We start from the raw sequence: 20348 nt of genomic DNA, 5'->3' as shown, positions 1-20348 counted from the left end.
CTACTTTCCCGCTGCCGCTCGACTTGCATGTGTTAGGCCTGCCGCCAGCGTTCAATCTGAGCCATGATCAAACTCTTCAATTTAAGTTTGGTTGCTTCGAAAAGCGGCTCAATGAATTGCTGAAATAAACTGTTCGACTTCTTATTGCTAAGAAATCGTCTTGGTCACTTCACCAGACATTGAAAATCAAAAATTGTTTTTGATGTTCGATGCTGTGAGTGCCCACACAGATTGCTTGATTCAAATTGTTAAAGAGCGGCACGCTTGTCGCGTTGAGGAGGCGCATGTTACGCTTCTCACTTCGAAAGTCAAGCGATTGTTTTCGCTTTTCTTTCGGCGCCTACTTCACTAGGAAGCTGGCTCATCAGGTTGGCGTGTTCCGCCGTGCTGGTAGGGGCGCATTATAGGGAGCTGCTCCGGGATGACAAGGGCTTTTTTCAGCAAAAAAGTTCGTTCGCTCAGATATCAAACAATCATCTCTTTTTTTGCACGAAATGGCATCAATCCTGACTATTGCCGGATTTAAATTGAACATTTGAAAAGCTAATTTATAATTGCCATCTCAAATGTTTAATTGGAATACCCTCATGCATCAAATCCTCGATAGCCATAAGGAAGAGCAAATCATCCCGCTGTTCCGCTTGGGGTTCCGACCCTTCTTCTTGTTCGGGGCTCTGTTTGCGGCAGTCGCCATGTTGCTCTGGCTGGGGCAGCTCAACGGTTGGCTTACCTTGCCAGGGATTGCCAACCCGATCTGGTGGCATGGTCATGAGATGCTGTTTGGTTTCGGGGCTGCCATCGTCGCGGGTTTTCTGCTCACCGCGGTGCAGAACTGGACGGCCCATCCCGGTGTTCGGAGCTGGCCATTGGCGCTGGTGGTGGGGTTGTGGATGTTGCCAAGGACCTTGTTACCCTGGCTGGGTGAAGAGAATACGCTTCTGATGTTGGCAGACCTGCTCTGGTTGCCGCTTTGCGCCTGGTTCCTTGCCAAGCCGATCTTGATAACCCGGCAATGGCGCAACCTGTTCTTCGTGCCCCTGTTGCTGATACTGACCCTGCTCAATGGTGCCAGCTGGTTATGGCATAAAGAGTGGACCACCGTTGAGCATCTGCTGATCACGACTGTGCTGTTGTTTACCACCCTGATCGCCGTGATGGGTGGAAGGGTGATTCCGTTCTTCACCGCCCGGGCAACCGGTCAGGAGAAAGCTGCACCTCAGCTCTGGCTGGAACGGGCGGCGCTCGCGGCACTGTGGCTTATATTGCTCTGCTGGTTGCTGCTCCCCACTCAATGGGTCACCAGCATATATATAGTGCCTCTCTATATAGTGGCGGCGAGTTTGCATCTGTGGCGGCAACTGCGTTGGCATCTGCCATCGACCCTTGCGCATCCCCTGCTGTGGTCACTCCATCTCGCCTATCTGTTTATCCCTCTTGGCCTGCTCGCCCTTGCGGCACATAGCGCGGGTCAGCCCATCACGTTGTCGATGGCCAGTCACCTGCTCAGCGCAGGCTGCATGGGGACCATGATCCTGGGTATGATTGCACGAGTCTCTCTCGGCCATAGCGGTCGAGCCTTGCAGGTAGGACGCAGGATCACTGGCGCATTCGCCCTGGTTATCGCTGCCGCCACAGTGCGGGTGGCGATTCCCCTGCTCTGGCCTGCTTATACCCTGCATGGCTGGAACCTCAGCGCGCTTGCCTGGATCGCTGCCTATGGTCTGTTTGTCTGGGTCTATACCCCGATACTGATCCGCCCCAGAGCAGATGGTCGTCCGGGTTAATGACTGCGGAACATGTTCAGGGTGTTGCCACCGGATAGTGGATGAGGTTGTGGAAAATCGCCGGGGCTATGCCCAGATTGCGATAACCATGGGGACGGTCGGCAGCAAAACGCACAGCCTCCCCTTGCACCAATGAGCGCCACTCCCCTTCCACCAGCACCTCCATCATGCCACTGATGACGATAACATGTTCGGTCACTCCCGGCTCATGGGGCTCGGATTCACGCTGGTAACCCGGCAACAGGGTCAGCTCAAGCAACTCGAAACCAAACCGGTTTTCATAAGGGAAGAGCGGTGCCACTTGCATGCCCTCTCCCGCTGGCTGCTGGCGAATGGCATCGGCGGTGCGATAGAGCACCTCTGCCAGCGCGGCGGGTATGGGCTCAATGAAACTGGAAAAGGAGACTCGAAAACCGGTGGCTATCTTCCACAGCGTCGCCACTGTCGGGCTGGACTCTCCCCGCTCAATCTGCCCCAGCATCGCCTTGCTGACACCCGTTTCGCGCGCGGCGGCATCCAGGCTCCAGCCGCGCTCGCTGCGCAGCCCCTTCAGCCGAGCAGCCAGATGCTGACTCATCTCTTGCATAACTGCCTCTTTATTACTCTTGCACGATGCGCCTTGTACGCTATAGCGCACAGCGATATAGTCAAAACTGTATTGTACGTAATAACGCACAGCGCGTCACAACGCCAAGAGGAAGAGTCATGCCCTTCGCCATCCCCCATCTGATCGCAGGCTTTATCGCCGTGATGGTCGGCTACACAAGTTCCGTCATCCTGATCATCCAGGCCGCCACGGCAGCAGGTGCTGATACTGCCCAAGTTGCCTCCTGGCTCTGGACGCTGGGGATCGGCATGGGGGTGAGCTGCATCGGCCTCTCTCTCTATTACCGCATGCCCGTACTGACCGCCTGGTCCACACCGGGCGCGGCACTGCTGATCGCCACGCTGGGCAACTTCACTCTGGCGGAAGCGATCGGCGCCTTTGTGATCTCCTCCCTGCTGATCACTCTGTGTGGCATCAGCGGCTGGTTCGACCGCTTGATGAAACATATCCCGGCTCCACTGGCCGCCGCCATGCTGGCTGGCGTGCTGCTCAGATTCGGATTGGATCTGTTCAAGGCCGCCCCGCAAGATCCCTTGCTGCTTGGCACTCTGCTGCTGGCCTTCCTGCTGGGTCGTCATCTCTGGCCCCGCTATACCATGGTGCTGGTACTGGGAGTGGGGATGCTGATCTGCAGCGTGCGGGGGGATTTGCAACTGGGCACCCTTCACTGGCAACTCGCCAGCCCGGTCTGGACATGGCCAGTCTTCTCCTTTGATGCTCTGTTTGGCATCGCGCTGCCGCTGTTCATTGTCACCATGACATCGCAAAACATGCCGGGGATTGCCATCTTGCGGGCCCATGGCTATCAGCCTGCCACCTCCTCGCTGATCAGCTGGACCGGCCTGACCGGCCTGCTGCTCGCCCCTTTTGGCGGCTATGCCTTCAATCTGGCCGCCATCACTGCCGCCATCTGCATGGGCAAAGAGGTCGACCCGGATACCAAGCGCCGCTGGCCTGCTGCGGTTTGGGCGGGTTGTTTTTATCTCGTGACCGGCTGCTTCGGTGCGACCGTCGCGGCCCTGTTTAGCGCCTTTCCGGCAGCCCTTGTCACCTGCATCGCTGGTTTGGCCCTGCTAGGCACCATCGGCAGCAGCCTGCACTCTGCCTTGCAGCAGGATGAAGCGCGAGAAGCTGCGCTGCTCACTTTTATCATTACCGCGTCCGGGATCAGCCTGCTCGGCATCGCGGCAGCCTGCTGGGGTCTGCTGATTGGTCTGGCTATCTATCAGTTCGAATTATATCGACAAAGGAATCAATTGAACCTCAAATCGTGAACCTCTGCACACTATCCAGATAAAATGATTCACAAGTGAAACTAATTTCCTTCTAGTGGCGTCAGGGCACCAATCTTCCCGGACATGGTGCCCTGTCAGGTTCCATGCAACGGAGTATAAAAATGAAAAATCAGGCTGTCTTGTTACTACTGGCCATACTGGGTGCTACGAGCGTCCAGGCTGCCGATACGGATCGAGAGCTGGCTCGCCAGCTCGCACTTCAGCAGAAAAACCTGCTGCCCCTGCTGAGCAATCAGCAATACCAGAGCCCGCTTCCCAACCTGCTGCAGAAGGCCAGCCCACGGCTTAAACGGCAGGCGAGCGATGCCAACCAGGCGGCCATCAGCCGGCAAGGACTGGATGGAGAGGTCAAGCAACTGATGCAGTTGCGGCTGGCCAACACCGATCAGGCTGCCGCACTGCAACAGGGCGTCGAACCGCTGGTCGCCTATGTTCCAAGTGGAGATGAGAAGAGCTGGAGCGCCATTGAAGCGTTCGACAGCGCTGGCAATCCCGTCTATCTGGATGTGGACAAGGCACCGGCCCGGCCGGTTCTGGTAGTCGAAGCCGATCCCGTCAAAGCCAAGAACGCAGGCTTGAAGGTAATGCGCAAAGCGCTGGCCGATGCTGATCTGCAAAGCGCTCCGCGAGTGGCAGCCAGCACGGCGCCACTCAAGACCAGTATCCTGAAAAAGATCAGACTGAAGGATGATCAGGAGCCCTGGCTGCTCGGCGCAGCCGAAGTGTATGCAGTGGTCGCAGGGGTCAATCCCAGTCGGGATGAGCCAGTAGTCGATATTGTCGACATGCCCTACCTCGACTATGACAACACAGACTACACCCCCAACCAGATCCTGGTTTACTGGGATCGCTATCGCTGGGGTGCCGTCGATGTGGTGATGATGGAGCAGGATGACAACGTCAACTACAAGGAGCTGAGCGCTCTGCTGATTGAAGCCCTCAAACTCGGCTTTACTGCGGGTGGCGTGCCGGAAGCACTGCCCTTCCTCGATCTCGGCGGTCGCATCGTCAAGGCTCTGCCCGACTCCTGGATGACCAACAACGACGACTATCTGGATACCTTCTACACACTGGAGCAGGATCAGGTCTATCGCCAGTATCCGGGGGCTGCCGGTAATGCGGTTATCGATCTTGAGCCAAAAGAAATCGCCCCGACCAGACCTTGATAATCGGCCATAACGAAAAAGCCAATGAGCAACTCATTGGCTTTTTGCTTTTATCGCGGTGACCACCGGTCAACCCTTGGGACGAACCCCCAAGGTATGGCAGATGGCATAGGTCAGCTCGGAGCGGTTCAGGGTATAGAAGTGGAAATCCTTCACTCCTTCCTGACTCAGCACGCGCACCTGATCGATGGCGATGCTCGCCCCCACCAGATTGCGGGTCATCTGATCGTTATCCAGCCCTTCAAAACGCTGATGCATCCAGCGCGGGATCTTCACGTTGGTGAAGCCAGCAAACTTGGCCAGGGTCTGGTAGTTGGAGACCGGCAGGATCCCCGGCACGATTTCGGCATCAATACCGATAGCGGCGCAGCGATCCCGAAAACGCAGATAGGTCTCCACATCGAAGAAAAACTGGGTAATCGCGCGGTTGGCTCCGGCATCGATCTTGCGCTTGAGGTTGAGCAGATCCGACTGGGCGCTCTTCGCCTCCGGGTGCCCTTCCGGATAGGCGGCAACCGAGATATCAAAGTCAGCCTCTGACTTGAGCAGGGCAACCAGATCGGTGGCATACATATCCGGTTTCTCCAACCCCTGCGGCAAATCACCGCGCAGCGCCACAATATGGCGGATACCGCTGTTCCAGTAGTCGCGGGCAATGGTACGCAACTCGTCGCGGCTGGCATCGATACAGGTCAGGTGCGGCGCCGCAATCAGGCCTGTCCGTTCCTTGATGTCCTTGATCACCTTGTGTGTGCGATCACGGGTGCCAGAGTTAGCACCATAGGTGACGGAGACGAACTTGGGTTCCAGCACTTTTAGCCGTTCGATGGACTGCCAGAGGGTATTCTCCATCCCTTCACTATTGGGCGGAAAAAACTCGAAACTGACCGATATATCGCCATTCAAATCTGCCAAGCTCTGGTTGAGCGCTTCAACCTGACGTGCACTGTGAAAACCCATCTGCTCTTCTCCCTGTCCTGCAATCCATCTGTCTACGTCAAAACGGATGTTTGGACGTCTAAACGTCTTTATATTTATGGGCAAAACGACACAAAGTCAACAGGGATTTACCTCACATCCGATCTGACGAACTTCATATTTACAAAATTAACGGTACGTAACCGAAAAGTGCCCATCCCAAAATTGCCCCAGTCGAGTTATGATGGGGGCAGATCGTCCTGGACGTTCTGAATCTGCGTGTGATTGTTTGGCCGGAGGTTTCTCCGGCCCCTTTTCATCTATTTCCCACTCCTGCCGATAACAGAATGAGTCTTTGCAGGAGCACCATCATGGATACCCACCCCGGCTTTGCCACCGACTTGCTGTTCGATCGCTATCAGGGCGAGGTTGTTCAGCACGATCAGTTCTGGGCGGTTCGCACGCCGGATGCTCCCAATTACTTCTTCGGCAACTACCTGCTGCTCCCCACCCCGCCCAGCGACCATGACAAAGGCTGGCTGGAAGCAACATTCGATCAGCTGATCGGCCAGGATCCGCGAGTGCGCCACCGCACCTTCCAATGGCCACTGGCCGCCGGACAAAACAGCCGGATCGCCGGTTTTGTCGCAACGGGATACCAATATATGGAGTGCGTGGTGCTGGCGCTGGATGAGCAGAGCTGCCCACCCCCGCACGACGACATGAACAAGGTTGAGGCACGCACCTTCACTACTGCTGATTGGCCTGAGTGGCTCGACTTCGAACTCAATGAACGGGATGAGGGACACTCGGAACAGAGCTATCTCCCCTATCTGCAATCCCGCCAGGCGCTCTATCAGGCCATGATTGCCGATGGTCTCGGGGACTGGTGGGGGATCTGGAAAGAGGAACAACTGGTCGCCAGCTGTGGCCTCTTCTTCTGCGGCACACTTGGGCGCTTCCAGTTGGTACGCACGCACCATGCGTGGCGCAATCAGGGGTTATGCCGCCAGCTGCTGAGTCAAGTGGCTCGCGCAGGATTATCCCGTGCCAAACAGCTGATCATAGTGGCTGACGAGCACTACCATGCCCAGCGCATTTACCGCTCCCTGGGGTTTGCCCCGGTTGCCCGCATCGGCAGCCTCTGCCGCTGGCCCCACGAAGCACAATAAAGCGATACATGCTGGCGGCGAGCCATAAAAAAACGGGAGGCTGATGCCTCCCGCTCTTATTGATGCAGATGACCTATTGCTGTGGCTGCTGTGGCGCCTCCAGCTCGTTGGAGAGCGCCTGCTCCACCTCATCCGACGGCGCCGGTAATGGGGCAGCGGCCGCTGATGCGGGTTCTGCGGGAGTCACAGCCGGTGACACCACGGCCGATGTTTCATTGGTCGCGGGAGCTGCGGACACCTCAGTCGCCAGCGCTGAAGCCGGAGCAGGGGCAGGGGCAGGGACAACCGCATCACACTGACAATCCGCGCTCTTGGCCTTGTTGCCCTGATGAGGGGCATACCAGCCCTTCAAGCCACCTTCCAGTCGATCCGCAGCAGCCTTGGGCTCCATCTTGCCAAGCAGCACAGCCTGACTCACCTCGGCCAGTTCATCCCCCAGCTTGGGCGTACCACGGGAGAGGATCTGGGTCGCCACCCGAATGGTCGAGTCACACTGATCGCGCCACTCCATCATCTCTTTGGCCGCCGGATTGGTGACATCGAAAAAGTGGTTGGAAAGGGAGAAGAATCCCGGCAGCGAGTTGGTATAGAGCTCGGCAAATTGCGGCGTCGTCAGCCACTGCAGGAAGGCCATTGCACCCTCTTTGTTCTTGCTGGCCGGATTCATCCCCATACCGATATCGGTGTGGTCGGTAAAGAAACAGCCATCACCCTGTTTGGCCACTGGCGGACGCATGACGCCAAAATCGACCTTGCCGGTGAAGGGGGCAATCTCCCAGGATCCCGCCACGTAGAAGGCGGCCTTGCCCGAGGTGAACAGCTCGTTGCTGGTCGCATAATCGCGGCTCTCGCCACCTTCACCGAGGTAGGAACGCCAGCGGGCCAGCTCGTCGAACACCTTCACATATTGCGGGTTGTCCAACCGCTCCTGCCCGCCGATCAGTGCCAGACGGCCGTCCTCTCCTTTCCAGTAATTGGGGCCAATGTTCTGGAACCCCAGTTCGGAGGCAACCCAGCTCTCGGAACCGCTCATGGCCAGCGGCACATAACGCCCGTCGGCCTTGATCTTGTCCAGCACGGCGAAGAACTGGTCGCGGGTTTGCGGCAAGGTGAGCCCCAACTCACTGAAGATCTTCTTGTTATAGAAGAAGCCATGGATCACCGAGGCCATCGGCACGCAGAAAGTCTGGGCACCGGAATCGGTCTGCCACGGTGACTGGGCAAAACTCGGGAAGTTCTCCATCCCCGCCATTTCGGTCAGCTCGGCCAGATGGCCCGCCTTGAACAGGGCGAGCGAGTCATCAAACGGACGACAGGTAATGAGATCCCCCGCCTTACCGCCTTTCAGGCTCTCCCACAGAGTGGGCATGTAGTTGACATTTTGCACCGGATGAAAACTCACCTTGATGCCGGGATGCGCCGCTTCAAATGCCGGGATAATCTTCTGCTCCCACAACGCCTTGTCATCGGTTCGCCAGCTTTCAATCACCAGCTCGCTGGCCATCAGCTGGCCACACAACAGGAGACTCAGGGCTCCAATCCACTTTTTAGACATAAGCCCTCCTAGACCTTGAAATGTGCGATCAATTGCTGCTGTTTGGCGACCAGGTCGGCCAGCACTTCGCTGCTGCTGGCGGATTCGCGCGCCTCCCGCTCAGTCTCGTATGCCACATCGGCAATACCGGCGATATGACGAGCGACCCCCTGACTGACGGAGATCTGCTCCTGCGCGGCATGGGCCACCTGATCCGCCATCGACTTGATGGCCCCCATCCGATCGGCAATGGATTGCAACGCCACATCCATCTCGCGGGTCTGCTCGACACAGCTCTGGGTCTGCTCCTGGCTGCGCCCCATCACTTCAACCACATGCTTGCTGGAGCTCTGCAGGTTCTCAATCATCCCCTGGATCTCTTCGGTCGAGGTCTGGGTGCGATTGGCCAGCGCCCGTACCTCATCGGCCACCACCGCAAAACCGCGACCTGCATCGCCAGCACGGGCCGCTTCGATGGCAGCGTTCAACGCCAGCAGGTTGGTCTGCTCGGCAATGCTGCGGATCACATCGAGAATGCTGCCGATGTTGTTACTGAATTCCCCAAGTTTGTAGGTGATCCCGACCGCCTCTTCCATGGCGCCAGCCAGCTGCTCGGTGATCCGGCGAGTGGTGGCCACTTTCTGGCGGCCATTGCGCGCCTCTTCATCGGCCAGATCCACTTCGCGTTTGGTGCCATCGGTAGAGCGGGCCACCTCGGTGGCGCTCACTTCCAGCTCGGTAATGGCGGCGGCCACCTGATCGGTCTGGCTCTTCTGCTCCTGCACCCGGGACATGGCCAGTTCGCTGATCTCGGCGGCGCGGCTCGCCTCATCCACCAGATGGCGAGAGCCCGCATTGATTTGAGAGAGTAGTTCACCGGTCTTGCCCGCCAGCGTATCGATGGAGCGAGAGAGGCTGCCAAATTCGCAACTGCTGCGGTAGTTGATGCGGCGGGTCATGTCACCGGCCGCCATGTAATCGAGCTCCTTGTTGATCATCTGCAATGGGCGCTGAATGCTGCGCGCCGTGGTATAGCCGATCACCAGCGCGGCAGCGGCCGACATCGCGGCAACCACCAGGATCCAGAAGCTGGCACTGCTGACCGCCGCATCGGCGTTGATCCGGCTGTCGCTGGCAATGGCCCCGGCGGACTTGCCCATCTCATCGAGCAAATTGAGGCTGTTGACCAGACTGGCATCCAGCTGCTGATTTTGCGTGGCCAGCGACAGCGCCAGTTGCTGAGCCTGACGCATGGTTGCCAGCAAGCCCTGAGCGCCAAGTGCCAGCTCCTGCATCCGATCCAGATTGGAGACAAAGCGCGCTTTCACATCATCGGGCACCAGCACCCGCTCCAGACGCTTGCGGGCCATCTCGATGTCCTTGCTGAGTACCTTTTCCAGCTCGTTCAGGTCGGTTTTGGCATCGGCACGGCGGATATTCTTCAGATCGCGGGCGATACCTGAGGTAATAAGTTCCGCCTTGTTGCGCATGGAGCGCTTGCTGGCGGTCTGTTGCAGCAGCAGATCCGCCGCCCACTGGTAAGTATCCTCAAGGCGGATAAATTCCATCTCCAGCTTGTGGCGCTGCTCCAGTGCACTGACCCACTGCCGATGCTGGGCTAACACCTGATCCGCCAAGCCATAAAATTGGGTGGTAGCACTCTCGACCTGTTGGAAGCGGGCACGAGCATCCGCTACGTCGGTAAATTTACCCATCTCCTGACTCAGCTGGGCGAAGCGGTTCTGTTGCTCCTTGAACTGATTGGCCAGCTGCGGCAACTGGGCGGCATCTTCACTGGTGCGGTAGACAAGCACCCAGCGGTTACTATCCTGCAGTGCCCCCTTGAGACCTGCGACAGCCACCACCAGCGGGGTTGCCCGGTCAGATACGGCAGAGAGGCCGTCATTTATACCCTTGATTTTAAAGGTACTGATCACACCAAGCAGGATCAGCAACAGCAGCATCAACACGAATCCGGCGATGATCCGCTGCACAATAGATAAGCCCATGGAGACATCCTCACTCATTGGGGGAAGGTAAAGTGAACATAGTCACTATCGGCAGGGGTGGCGAATAACTGAAATAAAGCGGCAGGTATTTAATTGATTTGTATCGGGTTGGATCACAGTACAGACAAAATCAGCCATACGAAAAAAGCCCGGCACAAGCCGGGCTGAAAGAGACGTACTTTGCTATCTTCCGCGATCCGTTCAGAACCGCAGTCAGAATCATTAGAAGCGGTAGCCAACACCCACCATAAAGGCCATCGGGTCGACCTTGGTATTAATGGTGCCAATCGCTGTATGCACATCGGTATCGATATCCATGATCCAGGCTGAACCGTTGACAAACCAGCGGTCAGTGATCGCCATATCGATCCCAACTTGTCCGGCAACACCCCAGGAGTCATCGACTTTGACATCGGTCCCGGCCAATGCACCACGGCCCTCTTCATCAAAGAAGGTGGTGTAGTTCACGCCAATACCAACATACGGGCGAACCTTGCTCTGGGCATCGCCAAAATAGTACTGACCCATCAGAGTCGGCGGCAGATGCTTGATCTTGGCAACTTCAGAGCCACCCAGTTTGACTGAATGAGAGAAAGGGGTTGCGGCCAGCAATTCGACACCCCAGTTATCAGTAATCATGTAAGAGAGAGTCAATCCCAATTGCATGTTGTCATTAATTTCCAGCTCTACAGGCGTGCTGCTTTCCTGCGGCGATACAAATGCCAAACCACCACGAACCAGAATATCACCAGCCTGATGGGCCATGGCGAAAGGAGAGGTCACTGCAGCGGCAATCATCAGAGGAAGTAATTTTTTCATCACGTAATCCCTTTTTTTGTTTTCATTTGATGCTGTAAGCCCGCTGACTATATGCCCTTGTAAATGCAAAGTTATTGACTTGGAGCAAAGGTTGCACAGAAATAAATCGATTGGTGTGACATCTTTGCGCGCCATCCCAATCTCGTTGACCCCCCAGACAACAAGCTGAAATACCTGTTTCGACAGGTTGTAACTACCCGCATCCAGCGCCAAAAGGAGCAAACAAACCACATCTTATTGCACGGCAGTGCGGCGATTAATTGTTGTTTATATGGGTAAATCAGCGTATTTTTTGCGCCATACAAGTTACTGGTAAGTAATGGTTTATTTATGAAAAATGAGTCGAAATGGCAAAAGGTGGGGGCCTTTCTCGCGGCCGTGTGGGGAATCGGATCCTTTCTCTTTATCCTGCTCGGTTTTATTGTCGCCCTGGCCTATCTGGTATTGGTACGGCAGGGTTAATCCGGATTGACAGAGTGCAGCAGGGTGATATTCCCCCCTTCGGCAAGCTGTTCCGGAGTCTGGCCCATTCCCTCCGCAGAGAGGGGACCAGCGTAGCCACACCACCGATTTCGCCCGCCGACTTTGGCCTGGTACAGCGCCATGTCCGCCAGTTTGAAGCTATGACTCCAGAATGAATCCGGGTACTCCGGGTGCAATGGATAGCGGCAGAACCCCAGCGACACCGTCAACCAGAGTGGCGCATCCTCTCTGCCAAAGCGGTGCTGAGCGACACGCTGGCGCAGATATTCGACCCGCAGCGCCAACTCTTGCTCGTCATCCACTTGTAGCAGCAACAAGAACTCCTCCCCGCCCAGCCGGATGATCGGCTCGCGCTCCCCTGTCACCACCTTGCGCAGCAGATCCGCCAACTGTTTCAGCACCAGATCCCCGATGTCATGGCCAAGGCGGTCATTGATCCGCTTGAAATGATCCAGATCCAGCAGCAATAACAGACAAGGTTTGGCCCGGTTGGCCTGCAACCAGCCATCGAGATAGCGACGATTGAAACAACGGGTCAAGGGGTCGGTGAATGCAGCCATCTCCATCTGGCTGGATTTTTCCAACAAATCATCGTGTTGCTGACTGACCTTGCTGGCCATCTCCTTGAACTTGCCACTCAAGGTCGCCATCTCGGCGCTGCTGTCGATATAGGGGATCAAGGTGGCATCTGGCCGATCGCCAAAACGTTGCAGCGCCGACACCAGCTGCTGCAACGGGGTAAGCACAATGCTGTTGAGCCGATACATGGCGATCATGACGCAGATAAAACTGATAAACAGCATACCAATAAAGGTCCAGAGAGCCCCTTCCATGACGCCACTCAAGATCTTTCTCTCCTCCTCAATCACCAGAGTCAGTACCGGCTGGTTATCGCTGTTGAGCAGTCGCACCTCTCCCCTGAGCCGGGTCAGCCCAAGGTCGATCAGGCGATACGTTATTTGCGGTTTCAGTGGTTTGAAGGTAGCGGTGACATCCAGATTGGCGTGGGAGATCGCCAGTGGCAGCGCGGTACGCTCCGATACCTGCTCGAGATAGGCCTTGTCGAGCCAACGTACAACCAGCAAGAAACCGTTGAACGGTGCCGACTCGTCACTGTTTCTGATCGGCTGCCACGAGTACATCAGCGGCCCCCACTGGGAAGCACGGATCCCGTGCAGATTGATGCCCCCTTGTGCCACCGAGCGTTCTCTCAACTGCTTTTTCAGTTCATCAAGGAAGTAGGGAAACTGATCCGGATTGATCCCCGGCGCATCGGGTAGCAGGGTACGCGTCCAGATTTCGTAGCCGGTGAGATCCATGAAGCTCATCAGGTTGAGACTAAAATCCCGCATCGGCATATCACTGAACAGGTTGGATTCGATGTACCCCCTGCTTTTGTTGTCCATAAAACGGTGACTGTCATCCCAGATGCCCCAATCCCGACTGAATGCATCCAGAGCTGCCACATCCGCCTGCACCGCCTTGGTCACGCGCAGCAGATGCTCCTTCATTCGCTGCTCTTCAATCCGGCTGGCAGCCGGGATCTGGGCCCACGCCAGCAGGACCAGCAATAGCAGGATCGCCCCCAGCCAGATGGGGAACATGGAGTAAGCCAACTGATGATCAATCGTGCGCGGAGCCTGAGCCATAACCCGATATATCCATTACCATGACGCTGAGATGCCAAGCCCGCACCACTTGACGAGCTTCTCCCTATGCTCCCGATTTTTATAACAAAAAGGGGCCAAAGGCCCCTCGATTATAACGGCTTATCGCGCCAATAGCGGTCGCAAAAAACGAGCTGTATGAGACTCTTTATTGGTGCAAATCTCTTCCGGCGTCCCCGTCACCAGAATGCGGCCACCACCGGCGCCTCCCTCCGGTCCCAAATCGACGATCCAGTCGGCAGTTTTTACCACATCAAGGTTGTGCTCGATGATGACGATGGTGTTGCCGCGATCCCGCAACTGGTGCAGTACCTTGAGCAGTTGCTGGATGTCGTGGAAGTGCAGCCCGGTGGTCGGCTCGTCCAGAATATAGAGGGTCTGGCCGGTATCCCGCTTGGAGAGCTCACGCGCCAGCTTGACCCGCTGCGCCTCGCCGCCCGACAGCGTAGTTGCAGACTGACCGAGACGGATATAGGAGAGGCCCACATCCATCAGGGTCTGCAGCTTGCGCGCCACCGCCGGCACCGGATCGAAGAACTCGCGGGCATCTTCCACCGTCATCTCGAGGATTTCGTGGATGTTCTTGCCCTTGTATTTCACCTCCAGGGTCTCGCGGTTGTAGCGCTTGCCCTTGCAGACGTCGCACGGCACGTAGACATCCGGCAGGAAGTGCATCTCTACCTTGATGACCCCGTCCCCTTGGCACGCTTCGCAGCGGCCCCCTTTCACGTTGAAGGAGAAGCGGCCCGGCTGATAGCCGCGTGAACGCGCCTCCTGAGTGCCGGAGAGCAGCTCGCGGATCGGAGTGAACAAACCGGTATAGGTGGCCGGGTTGGAGCGCGGGGTACGGCCGATGGGGCTCTGGTCGATATCCACCACCTTGTCCAGATGCTCCAGCCCCTCGACGCTGCGATAGGGTGCCGGGGTGGACTCGGTGGCCTTGTTGAGCTCGCGGTGGGCGATGCGGAACAGGGTGTCGTTGATCAGGGTCGACTTGCCGGAGCCGGAAACACCTGTAACGCAGGTCATCACGCCGATGGGCAGATCCAGGTTGACGTTGCGCAGGTTGTTGCCGCTCGCCCCCTTGAGTTTCAACCACTTGCCGGTGAGCGGGGTGCGCTCGGCCGGAATGGCGATCTGTTTGCGACCGGAGAGGTAGTCACCGGTCAGCGACTCCGGATTGTCGATGATCTGCTGGGGGGTGCCCTGCGCAACAATTTCGCCGCCATGCACACCCGCCCCCGGGCCGATATCGAGCACGTGGTCGGCGAGTCGAATGGCATCCTCGTCGTGCTCCACCACGATCACCGTGTTGCCCAGATCGCGCAGATGGGTGAGGGTCTTGAGCAACCGCTCGTTGTCGCGCTGATGCAGACCTATGCTGGGCTCGTCCAGCACATACATCACCCCCACCAGACCGGCACCGATCTGGCTGGCCAGCCGGATCCGCTGCGCTTCGCCGCCGGAAAGGGTCTCGGCACTGCGCGACAGGCTCAGGTAGTTGAGACCGACGTTCACCAGGAAGCCGAGCCGCTCGACGATCTCTTTCAATATCTTCTCGGCAATCTGGGCACGCTGGCCGGTGAGGTTCAGCCCCTCGAAGAAGGCCAGTGCATCGCCGATGGACTGCTCGGCAATGGCCGGCAGGTTGCGGTTGTCGACGAAGACGTGGCGCGCCTCCTCCCGCAGCCGGCTGCCACCGCAGCTTGAGCAAGACTTGTTGGCGATGTATTTGGAGAGCTCTTCACGCACCGAATTGGACTCGGTTTCCCGGTAGCGCCGCTCCATGTTGTGCAGGATCCCCTCGAACGGGTGCTTGCGCACCACCACGTCGCCGCGGTCGTTCATGTAGCGGAACTCGATCTCGGTGCGACCGGAGCCACGCAGGATCACCTCCTGGGTCTTGAGCGGCAGATCCTCCCACGGCGTCTCCAGATCGAATTTGTAGTGCTCGGAGAGAGATTTGAGCATCTGGAAGTAGTAGAAGCTGCGCTTGTCCCAGCCACGGATGGCGCCGTTGGCCAGGCTGATGGCCGGATCGCCGATCACCTTGGCCGGGTCGAAATATTGCTGCACGCCCAAACCATCACAGGTGGGACAGGCACCGGCCGGGTTGTTGAAAGAGAAGATGCGCGGCTCCAGCTCCGACATGGAGTAGCCGCACTCCGGGCAGGCGAAGTTGGCGGAGAAGGTCATGGGAGCAACCCCCTCCTCCCCGTCCATCGGCACCACCAACACGATACCACCGGATAGGGTCAGCGCCGTCTCGAACGACTCGGCCAGACGCAAGGCAAGGTCATCGCGCACCTTGAAGCGGTCCACCACCACCTCGATGGTGTGCTTCTTGTGCAGCTCCAGCGCGGGAGGGTCGGATAGATCGCACACCTCGCCGTCGATACGGGCACGGATATAACCCTGCGCCGCCAGATTCTCCAGCAGCTTGGTGTGTTCCCCCTTGCGGTCACGCACCACCGGGGCCAGCAGCATCAGCTTGCTCCCCTCCGGCTGGGCCAGTACCTGATCCACCATCTGGCTGATGGTCTGGGCGGCAAGCGGAATGGCATGGGTCGGGCAGCGCGGCTCACCGACCCGGGCGAACAGCAGACGCAGGTAGTCGTAGATTTCGGTGATGGTGCCGACGGTCGAGCGCGGGTTATGGGAAGTGGACTTCTGCTCGATGGAAATGGCGGGCGAAAGCCCCTCGATATGGTCGACGTCCGGCTTCTCCATCAGGGAGAGGAACTGGCGAGCATAGGCGGAGAGGGACTCCACATAGCGGCGCTGCCCCTCGGCATAGAGGGTATCGAACGCCAGAGAGGATTTGCCCGAGCCGGAGAGGCCGGTGACCACGATCAGCTTGTCGCGGGGCAGGGTCAGATTGATGTTCTTGAGGTTGTGGGTGCGAGCACCCCGGACCACGATCTTTTCCATCTTGTTGCACGCTCGATACAGAAACCTGAGCGAGTCAGTATGGCATAGAGACTACTGGATGAATAGACAGTCATGAGATGAAATGCGCATCATCCGGCGCACGCCATCTGCTCTTTTTTCTCCACCAGCAGCCGCTCGTTTTGCCATATCAGAGCGGTGACCTCGACCCGATAGGGACAACGCAAACCCAGCCCTATTTTGCCAACCGCCATGACCACTCCAGCCTGCAGCGACAGATTACGGCTCTGGCGCTGAGTCGTGCTCCCGGCCGCCCCTTCGCCATGCACCAGCAAACTGACACTCACCGTCAAGTCGCGCTTGCTGAGCAGCGTTGGCGCAAGTGACAGCCCCTGCTCGTTCTGCGCAATATTGAGGGACAAGCGGATCGACGGATCGGGCTCCATCTCGTTTCCCCTAGCGCTTGCTGGGGAAGCGACGCGATGAACCAGCATCAACCCACAGAGCAGCACCAATAAAAGAGGGGCCCGCAGGCCCCTGAATCCGGAGATGACCATCAGTTGCTACCAGCCCCTTGATAGACATAGGCATGGTTATCGCTGCCCAATACGGTCACATTGGCAGTATTAAAGCTTTCGTTTTGCACCACATCAACGGTGTTGCGCCCCCCACCAACCCCAGCATTGACGTAGACATTGGCCTCGTGCTCAGCGCCGTTCTGGGTCACGGTGAGCTTGTTCTCGCTACCCACGTAGGACTCAACCTTGGCATTGTTCAACTCACCATCCTGGGTCACTTTGACCACAGACTCAGAGTGAGACGCATCGGCATAGGCCCAGTTGTCAGTGCCTTTCTGAGCAACGACCAGCTCGTTGTCCGAGCCCCAGGTCCAGGCGCCTTTGCCTTCACCATCACGAGCAGAGGCAACCTGGTTGCCAGTTCCGTTCTGGTCGATATCGATGGTATTGCCGCTGCCTGCTTGTTGCACTGCATTGGCATAGTTGTCATTACCTACCTGATCAATGGTGACCGCACCATCGGTACTGCTGGCTAACTGGTTGACCACGGCCTTGTTGTCATCACCTGTCTGGTTGACCAAGGCATCATTGCCAGTACCTTGCTGGTCGGTCTCAATCCGGTTGCGATTACCATCCTGTGTCAGGTCAGCAAACTCCCCGGTTCCAGACTGTTTGGCCAACAGGCCGTTGCCATTCCCGGCATCAGACCCTTGCTGCAGAGTCACCACTTCACCGCGGGTTCCACTTTGCTCAACAGTCGCTACGTTGGCACTATCGTATTGAGTGACGTCTGCATTGTTCAAAGAACCACTCTGAGTCACCACTGCAGATGTTCCTTCCGCCGGTGCATAGTCATAGTTACCGGTTGCCTGCAGCACCTTGGTGATATTGCTCTCTCCACGTTGTACCACTTCGGCGTTGGCTCCATCAGCCGCTGTCTGGGTCACGTCAGCCTGGTGAGCCCCCCCTTCTAGCTGCTGTACACTCGCCCGAGCGAAATCGGATATCTGGTTATTAATGACAGCCCGATTACCATCCGAGATTTGAGTGATCCTGGAGTCAGCTAAGTCACCATTATCTTGCTTGATCTTGGCGTCGTTGCGATCCCCATCCTGCACAACCCCGGCAACCGCACCGCCATTCTCAAATTGCTGAATCACATCAGCAAAGTTGTCGTTCCCCTTTGTATCGATGGAGGCTTTGGAGAGGTTAGTGTCACCTTGTTGCAAGATGTAACCCTCGTTACTGTCACCTACCTGCCGAGTATCGGCATCTGACTGGCCGGTATTCTTTTGAGTGGTAACAGCTGTGTTGTTGTTACCAGCTTGATCGATGTTAGCCTTGTTATCGACGCTTCCCACCACCTGGTTAATGGTGGCGATATTGCCGCTCTGGGCCTGGTTCACCGTAGCCTGGTTGCCAGTAGATGCCGCCCAAGCGGTGCTGGTCGCCAGAAGAACTGCCGAGGCAATGATGGTACGTTTAAACATGATTTCCCTCTCGTGCTAATGGTTGAGCCTAGGCTCAGTTGGTTTGAACGACATTTACTTGCTGATTGGCCCCCATCTGGATGACGGTGGCCGTTAATCCGATTCCGTTCTGCTCGATGCTGGCCTGATTGCCATCACCCAGCTGGATCGCCCGGGCCTGATTGTCTGCCCCTTGCTGACTGATCCAGGCTTCATTGCCGCTGCCTTGTTGCAGCAGCCAAATCCGGTTATTGATGCCCGCCTGATAGAGTTCGGCGCTATTGCCCTCACCCAGTTGCGCACCATTGACCCAGTTCTCATCTCCTACCTGGGAGAGCGCCAACTCATTGGCCCAACCCTGTTGCAGCAGGCGCGCCTGATTCAGCTCCCCTTGCTGGGTGAGGTGCAGTTGCTGCTCGCTACCGAGTTGCCACAACAGCGCCTGATTCCCGTCGTTCTGCAGACCGGAATCCAGCTCGCTTGCCATCGCCAGCTCATCAAAGACGGCAGGCTCTGCGGCGAGTTGCGGGGCGCCCGATATCAGCAGAAAAAAGAGAGCACTCAACAGATGTTTCATCGCGCCATCGCCTTGTTGGAAAACGCCCACAGTATCCCTGTCAGACAAGAGGCGGCCTATCAGGCACTCCGCTGATTCGAGGATGAAAAACACCGCCCTGTCGCTGAGCAGAAAGTCTTAAGTCGTATTCGATAGAGGCCAAAAAAATGCCCTCCACTAGGGAGGGCATTGCGAGAGAGGGAAAACTCAAAGCAGCGGGGCGTTGTCTTGCAGGTACTCCTGCAGGATCGGATTGTCGATATCCCGCTGGTCGGCCAGTTGCCACAGATTGTCCCGTACACCATTGGCTATCAGCCGGATCACTCCGGACTCGATAGCCGACATGACACACATCTGTACCGGTTCGTTGGTGCTGAAACCGGCCTCGGCCTCCAGCAGGCGCTTGTACTCGACGAAGCGGAATACCCCGGCCTGCACCTGTTGCGACAATACTGTCTTGGAGGTGGTGACACTGTTCAGGATCCGGCCTGAACGGATATCGACGGCACGCAGATTGACCGTCACCTGATCGACCCGGTACTCCCCGCTGGCGCCAATGCCAAAATACTTGGCTCCCGCCCCACCGGTTCGTACATTGCTGTCATAGGCGACGATCCCCCCCTCGATCAGGATGTTGGCGGCAACTAGCGAGGGCAGTTGATTGGCATTGTTGCCGGGAACGTTGGGCTTGTTCTGGGCCGCCCGCACAATCTTGCGTTCGGTCAGCAGGTTCTGCAGCCCCTCCCGCTCCAGAGGCACAAACCATTGGGAATCCCACAAAGCCGTGCTCAGCATGGCTACCCCGCCCTGGGTGACCGCCGTGGAGAAGTTGGATGCCGGTGCGGGCAGGTACTGACCGGTCTGATCGCGAAAATCGTAGACGGCCGCGACAATTTTCCCTTTTGGCTTGGGCAGACTGATCAGCTCCTTGTAAGAGACGGATCGCGGCATCAGGGTTGCCTTCTCATCGGCAACGGGCGAGCCAATATGGGTCGCACAGCCAGCCAGCGCAAGCAGGGGCACTATCAATAACAGTTGTCGTTTCATCGCGCCCTCAATCAGCAATCAGGCCATTCACTTCGATCATGGTGGTCTGGTTGGTCACCCGGTCGGTGATCGAAACCACCAGGGTGCCATCTTCATCCACCACATTGATGGCAAAATCATCGGTCACCAGACTGCCGCTCTGGCTGCCATCCTTGCCGATATCGGCCAACAGCTGGCTGATCAGGCGGGATTGCAGGTTGGAGGTCAGGCGATCCAGCGCCGAGGTGCCGCTGCTACCACTGCCACTGGCGGGATCCTTGTAATCATTCTGCGCATTGGCGGTGCCAAGCAGATGACTGCTGTTGAGAGGGTTACCCCCAAAGCTGGGGTTGACGGGGCGATAGACAAGCTCCGACGCATGGAGCGCTGGCGCTATCAGTGCTGCAACTAGCAATAACCGGGCACGCATGAGAAA

General features: G+C 57.3%; 17 protein-coding genes and 1 rRNA gene. 5 read left to right on the top strand and 13 right to left on the bottom strand.

The annotated features are described in order from the left end of the window. Positions 1-83: ribosomal RNA gene (locus AB5Z05_RS07430) — 16S ribosomal RNA — on the bottom strand; the annotation flags it as partial. A gap of 504 nt (positions 84-587) precedes the next feature. On the opposite strand from AB5Z05_RS07430, the gene AB5Z05_RS07425 reads away from it, so the two are divergent. Continuing rightward, positions 588-1784 carry an NnrS family protein gene (locus AB5Z05_RS07425; protein WP_368150817.1) on the top strand — a complete coding sequence of 399 codons (1197 nt, stop codon included), beginning with the start codon at positions 588-590 and terminating at the stop codon, positions 1782-1784. Positions 1785-1800: 16 nt separating this feature from the next. Here the strand turns inward: AB5Z05_RS07425 and AB5Z05_RS07420 are convergent, their stop codons facing one another. After that, positions 1801-2370 carry a helix-turn-helix domain-containing protein gene (locus AB5Z05_RS07420; RefSeq protein WP_368150814.1) on the bottom strand — a complete coding sequence of 190 codons (570 nt, stop codon included), beginning with the start codon at positions 2368-2370 and terminating at the stop codon, positions 1801-1803. A 119-nt stretch (positions 2371-2489) separates the two neighbouring features. On the opposite strand from AB5Z05_RS07420, the gene AB5Z05_RS07415 reads away from it, so the two are divergent. Then, on the top strand, positions 2490-3665 hold the full coding sequence (locus AB5Z05_RS07415) for a benzoate/H(+) symporter BenE family transporter (RefSeq protein ID WP_368150811.1): 1176 nt from the start codon (positions 2490-2492) through the stop codon (positions 3663-3665). A 122-nt stretch (positions 3666-3787) separates the two neighbouring features. Beyond that, positions 3788-4852, top strand: coding sequence for a DUF3103 family protein (locus AB5Z05_RS07410; protein ID WP_021231648.1), 1065 nt, complete (start codon positions 3788-3790; stop codon positions 4850-4852). A 69-nt stretch (positions 4853-4921) separates the two neighbouring features. On the opposite strand, the gene metF is transcribed toward AB5Z05_RS07410, so the two are convergent. Continuing rightward, positions 4922-5812 (bottom strand): methylenetetrahydrofolate reductase, encoded by an 891-nt coding sequence (gene metF / locus AB5Z05_RS07405; RefSeq protein WP_005340191.1) that lies wholly within the window; start codon positions 5810-5812, stop codon positions 4922-4924. A 329-nt stretch (positions 5813-6141) separates the two neighbouring features. Here metF and AB5Z05_RS07400 point away from each other — a divergent pair, with 329 nt between their 5' ends. Further along, positions 6142-6942, top strand: a complete 801-nt coding sequence (locus AB5Z05_RS07400) for a GNAT family N-acetyltransferase (RefSeq protein WP_368150808.1) — start codon at positions 6142-6144, stop codon at positions 6940-6942. 73 nt (positions 6943-7015) lie between these two features. On the opposite strand, the gene AB5Z05_RS07395 is transcribed toward AB5Z05_RS07400, so the two are convergent. The 3 genes from AB5Z05_RS07395 to AB5Z05_RS07385 form a co-directional block, all read right to left on the bottom strand. After that, positions 7016-8497, bottom strand: a complete 1482-nt coding sequence (locus AB5Z05_RS07395) for an ABC transporter substrate-binding protein (protein WP_368150805.1) — start codon at positions 8495-8497, stop codon at positions 7016-7018. 8 nt (positions 8498-8505) lie between these two features. Next, positions 8506-10485 (bottom strand): methyl-accepting chemotaxis protein, encoded by a 1980-nt coding sequence (locus tag AB5Z05_RS07390; RefSeq protein ID WP_368150802.1) that lies wholly within the window; start codon positions 10483-10485, stop codon positions 8506-8508. A 222-nt stretch (positions 10486-10707) separates the two neighbouring features. After that, positions 10708-11304, bottom strand: coding sequence for an OmpW family outer membrane protein (locus AB5Z05_RS07385; RefSeq protein WP_127008721.1), 597 nt, complete (start codon positions 11302-11304; stop codon positions 10708-10710). A 330-nt stretch (positions 11305-11634) separates the two neighbouring features. Here AB5Z05_RS07385 and AB5Z05_RS07380 point away from each other — a divergent pair, with 330 nt between their 5' ends. Continuing rightward, a complete protein-coding gene (locus AB5Z05_RS07380) occupies positions 11635-11766 on the top strand; it encodes a hypothetical protein (RefSeq protein ID WP_019445201.1) in 132 nt (43 codons plus the stop codon). On the opposite strand, the gene AB5Z05_RS07375 is transcribed toward AB5Z05_RS07380, so the two are convergent. From AB5Z05_RS07375 to AB5Z05_RS07345, 7 genes are all read right to left on the bottom strand, one after another. Next, positions 11763-13436 carry a diguanylate cyclase gene (locus tag AB5Z05_RS07375; RefSeq protein WP_111901632.1) on the bottom strand — a complete coding sequence of 558 codons (1674 nt, stop codon included), beginning with the start codon at positions 13434-13436 and terminating at the stop codon, positions 11763-11765. The two genes, AB5Z05_RS07380 and AB5Z05_RS07375, sit on opposite strands and share 4 nt — an antisense overlap. Before the next feature lie 120 nt (positions 13437-13556). Next, the gene (uvrA, locus tag AB5Z05_RS07370) at positions 13557-16385 is read right to left on the bottom strand and encodes an excinuclease ABC subunit UvrA (RefSeq protein WP_368150798.1); all 2829 of its coding nucleotides are present in this window, start codon (positions 16383-16385) and stop codon (positions 13557-13559) included. An 89-nt stretch (positions 16386-16474) separates the two neighbouring features. Then, positions 16475-16789: a curli-like amyloid fiber formation chaperone CsgH gene (gene csgH, locus AB5Z05_RS07365; protein ID WP_254204223.1), complete on the bottom strand. Its 315-nt coding sequence runs from the start codon at positions 16787-16789 to the stop codon at positions 16475-16477. 110 nt (positions 16790-16899) lie between these two features. Then, complete coding sequence (locus tag AB5Z05_RS07360) at positions 16900-18351, bottom strand: curlin (RefSeq protein ID WP_368150795.1); 1452 nt, start codon at positions 18349-18351, stop codon at positions 16900-16902. A gap of 34 nt (positions 18352-18385) precedes the next feature. Continuing rightward, on the bottom strand, positions 18386-18907 hold the full coding sequence (locus AB5Z05_RS07355; protein WP_201952781.1) for a curlin: 522 nt from the start codon (positions 18905-18907) through the stop codon (positions 18386-18388). A 186-nt stretch (positions 18908-19093) separates the two neighbouring features. Next, complete coding sequence (locus tag AB5Z05_RS07350; protein WP_005355003.1) at positions 19094-19933, bottom strand: CsgG/HfaB family protein; 840 nt, start codon at positions 19931-19933, stop codon at positions 19094-19096. Between the two features lie 7 nt (positions 19934-19940). Continuing rightward, the gene (locus tag AB5Z05_RS07345) at positions 19941-20342 is read right to left on the bottom strand and encodes a curli assembly protein CsgF (protein WP_270905357.1); all 402 of its coding nucleotides are present in this window, start codon (positions 20340-20342) and stop codon (positions 19941-19943) included. Positions 20343-20348 lie beyond the last annotated feature (6 nt).

This window comes from Aeromonas sp. R2-4, assembly GCF_040908365.1.
GTDB classification, from domain to species: Bacteria; Pseudomonadota; Gammaproteobacteria; order Enterobacterales; family Aeromonadaceae; genus Aeromonas; species Aeromonas veronii.
The sequence above is the reverse complement of the archived record's forward strand: the minus strand, read 5'-3'. Positions and strand labels throughout refer to the sequence as shown.

Excerpts from the sequence above, each read along its gene's own strand:
- AB5Z05_RS07425 (WP_368150817.1), top strand. The coding sequence starts at position 588 with ATGCATCAAATCCTCGATAGCCATAAGGAAGAGCAAATCATCCCGCTG.
- AB5Z05_RS07420 (WP_368150814.1), bottom strand. The coding sequence starts at position 2,370 with ATGCAAGAGATGAGTCAGCATCTGGCTGCTCGGCTGAAGGGGCTGCGC.
- AB5Z05_RS07415 (WP_368150811.1), top strand. The coding sequence starts at position 2,490 with ATGCCCTTCGCCATCCCCCATCTGATCGCAGGCTTTATCGCCGTGATG.
- AB5Z05_RS07410 (WP_021231648.1), top strand. The coding sequence starts at position 3,788 with ATGAAAAATCAGGCTGTCTTGTTACTACTGGCCATACTGGGTGCTACG.
- metF (WP_005340191.1), bottom strand. The coding sequence starts at position 5,812 with ATGGGTTTTCACAGTGCACGTCAGGTTGAAGCGCTCAACCAGAGCTTG.
- AB5Z05_RS07400 (WP_368150808.1), top strand. The coding sequence starts at position 6,142 with ATGGATACCCACCCCGGCTTTGCCACCGACTTGCTGTTCGATCGCTAT.
- AB5Z05_RS07395 (WP_368150805.1), bottom strand. The coding sequence starts at position 8,497 with ATGTCTAAAAAGTGGATTGGAGCCCTGAGTCTCCTGTTGTGTGGCCAG.
- AB5Z05_RS07390 (WP_368150802.1), bottom strand. The coding sequence starts at position 10,485 with ATGGGCTTATCTATTGTGCAGCGGATCATCGCCGGATTCGTGTTGATG.
- AB5Z05_RS07385 (WP_127008721.1), bottom strand. The coding sequence starts at position 11,304 with ATGAAAAAATTACTTCCTCTGATGATTGCCGCTGCAGTGACCTCTCCT.
- AB5Z05_RS07380 (WP_019445201.1), top strand. The coding sequence starts at position 11,635 with ATGAAAAATGAGTCGAAATGGCAAAAGGTGGGGGCCTTTCTCGCGGCC.
- AB5Z05_RS07375 (WP_111901632.1), bottom strand. The coding sequence starts at position 13,436 with ATGGCTCAGGCTCCGCGCACGATTGATCATCAGTTGGCTTACTCCATG.
- uvrA (WP_368150798.1), bottom strand. The coding sequence starts at position 16,385 with ATGGAAAAGATCGTGGTCCGGGGTGCTCGCACCCACAACCTCAAGAAC.
- csgH (WP_254204223.1), bottom strand. The coding sequence starts at position 16,789 with ATGGAGCCCGATCCGTCGATCCGCTTGTCCCTCAATATTGCGCAGAAC.
- AB5Z05_RS07360 (WP_368150795.1), bottom strand. The coding sequence starts at position 18,351 with ATGTTTAAACGTACCATCATTGCCTCGGCAGTTCTTCTGGCGACCAGC.
- AB5Z05_RS07355 (WP_201952781.1), bottom strand. The coding sequence starts at position 18,907 with ATGAAACATCTGTTGAGTGCTCTCTTTTTTCTGCTGATATCGGGCGCC.
- AB5Z05_RS07350 (WP_005355003.1), bottom strand. The coding sequence starts at position 19,933 with ATGAAACGACAACTGTTATTGATAGTGCCCCTGCTTGCGCTGGCTGGC.
- AB5Z05_RS07345 (WP_270905357.1), bottom strand. The coding sequence starts at position 20,342 with ATGCGTGCCCGGTTATTGCTAGTTGCAGCACTGATAGCGCCAGCGCTC.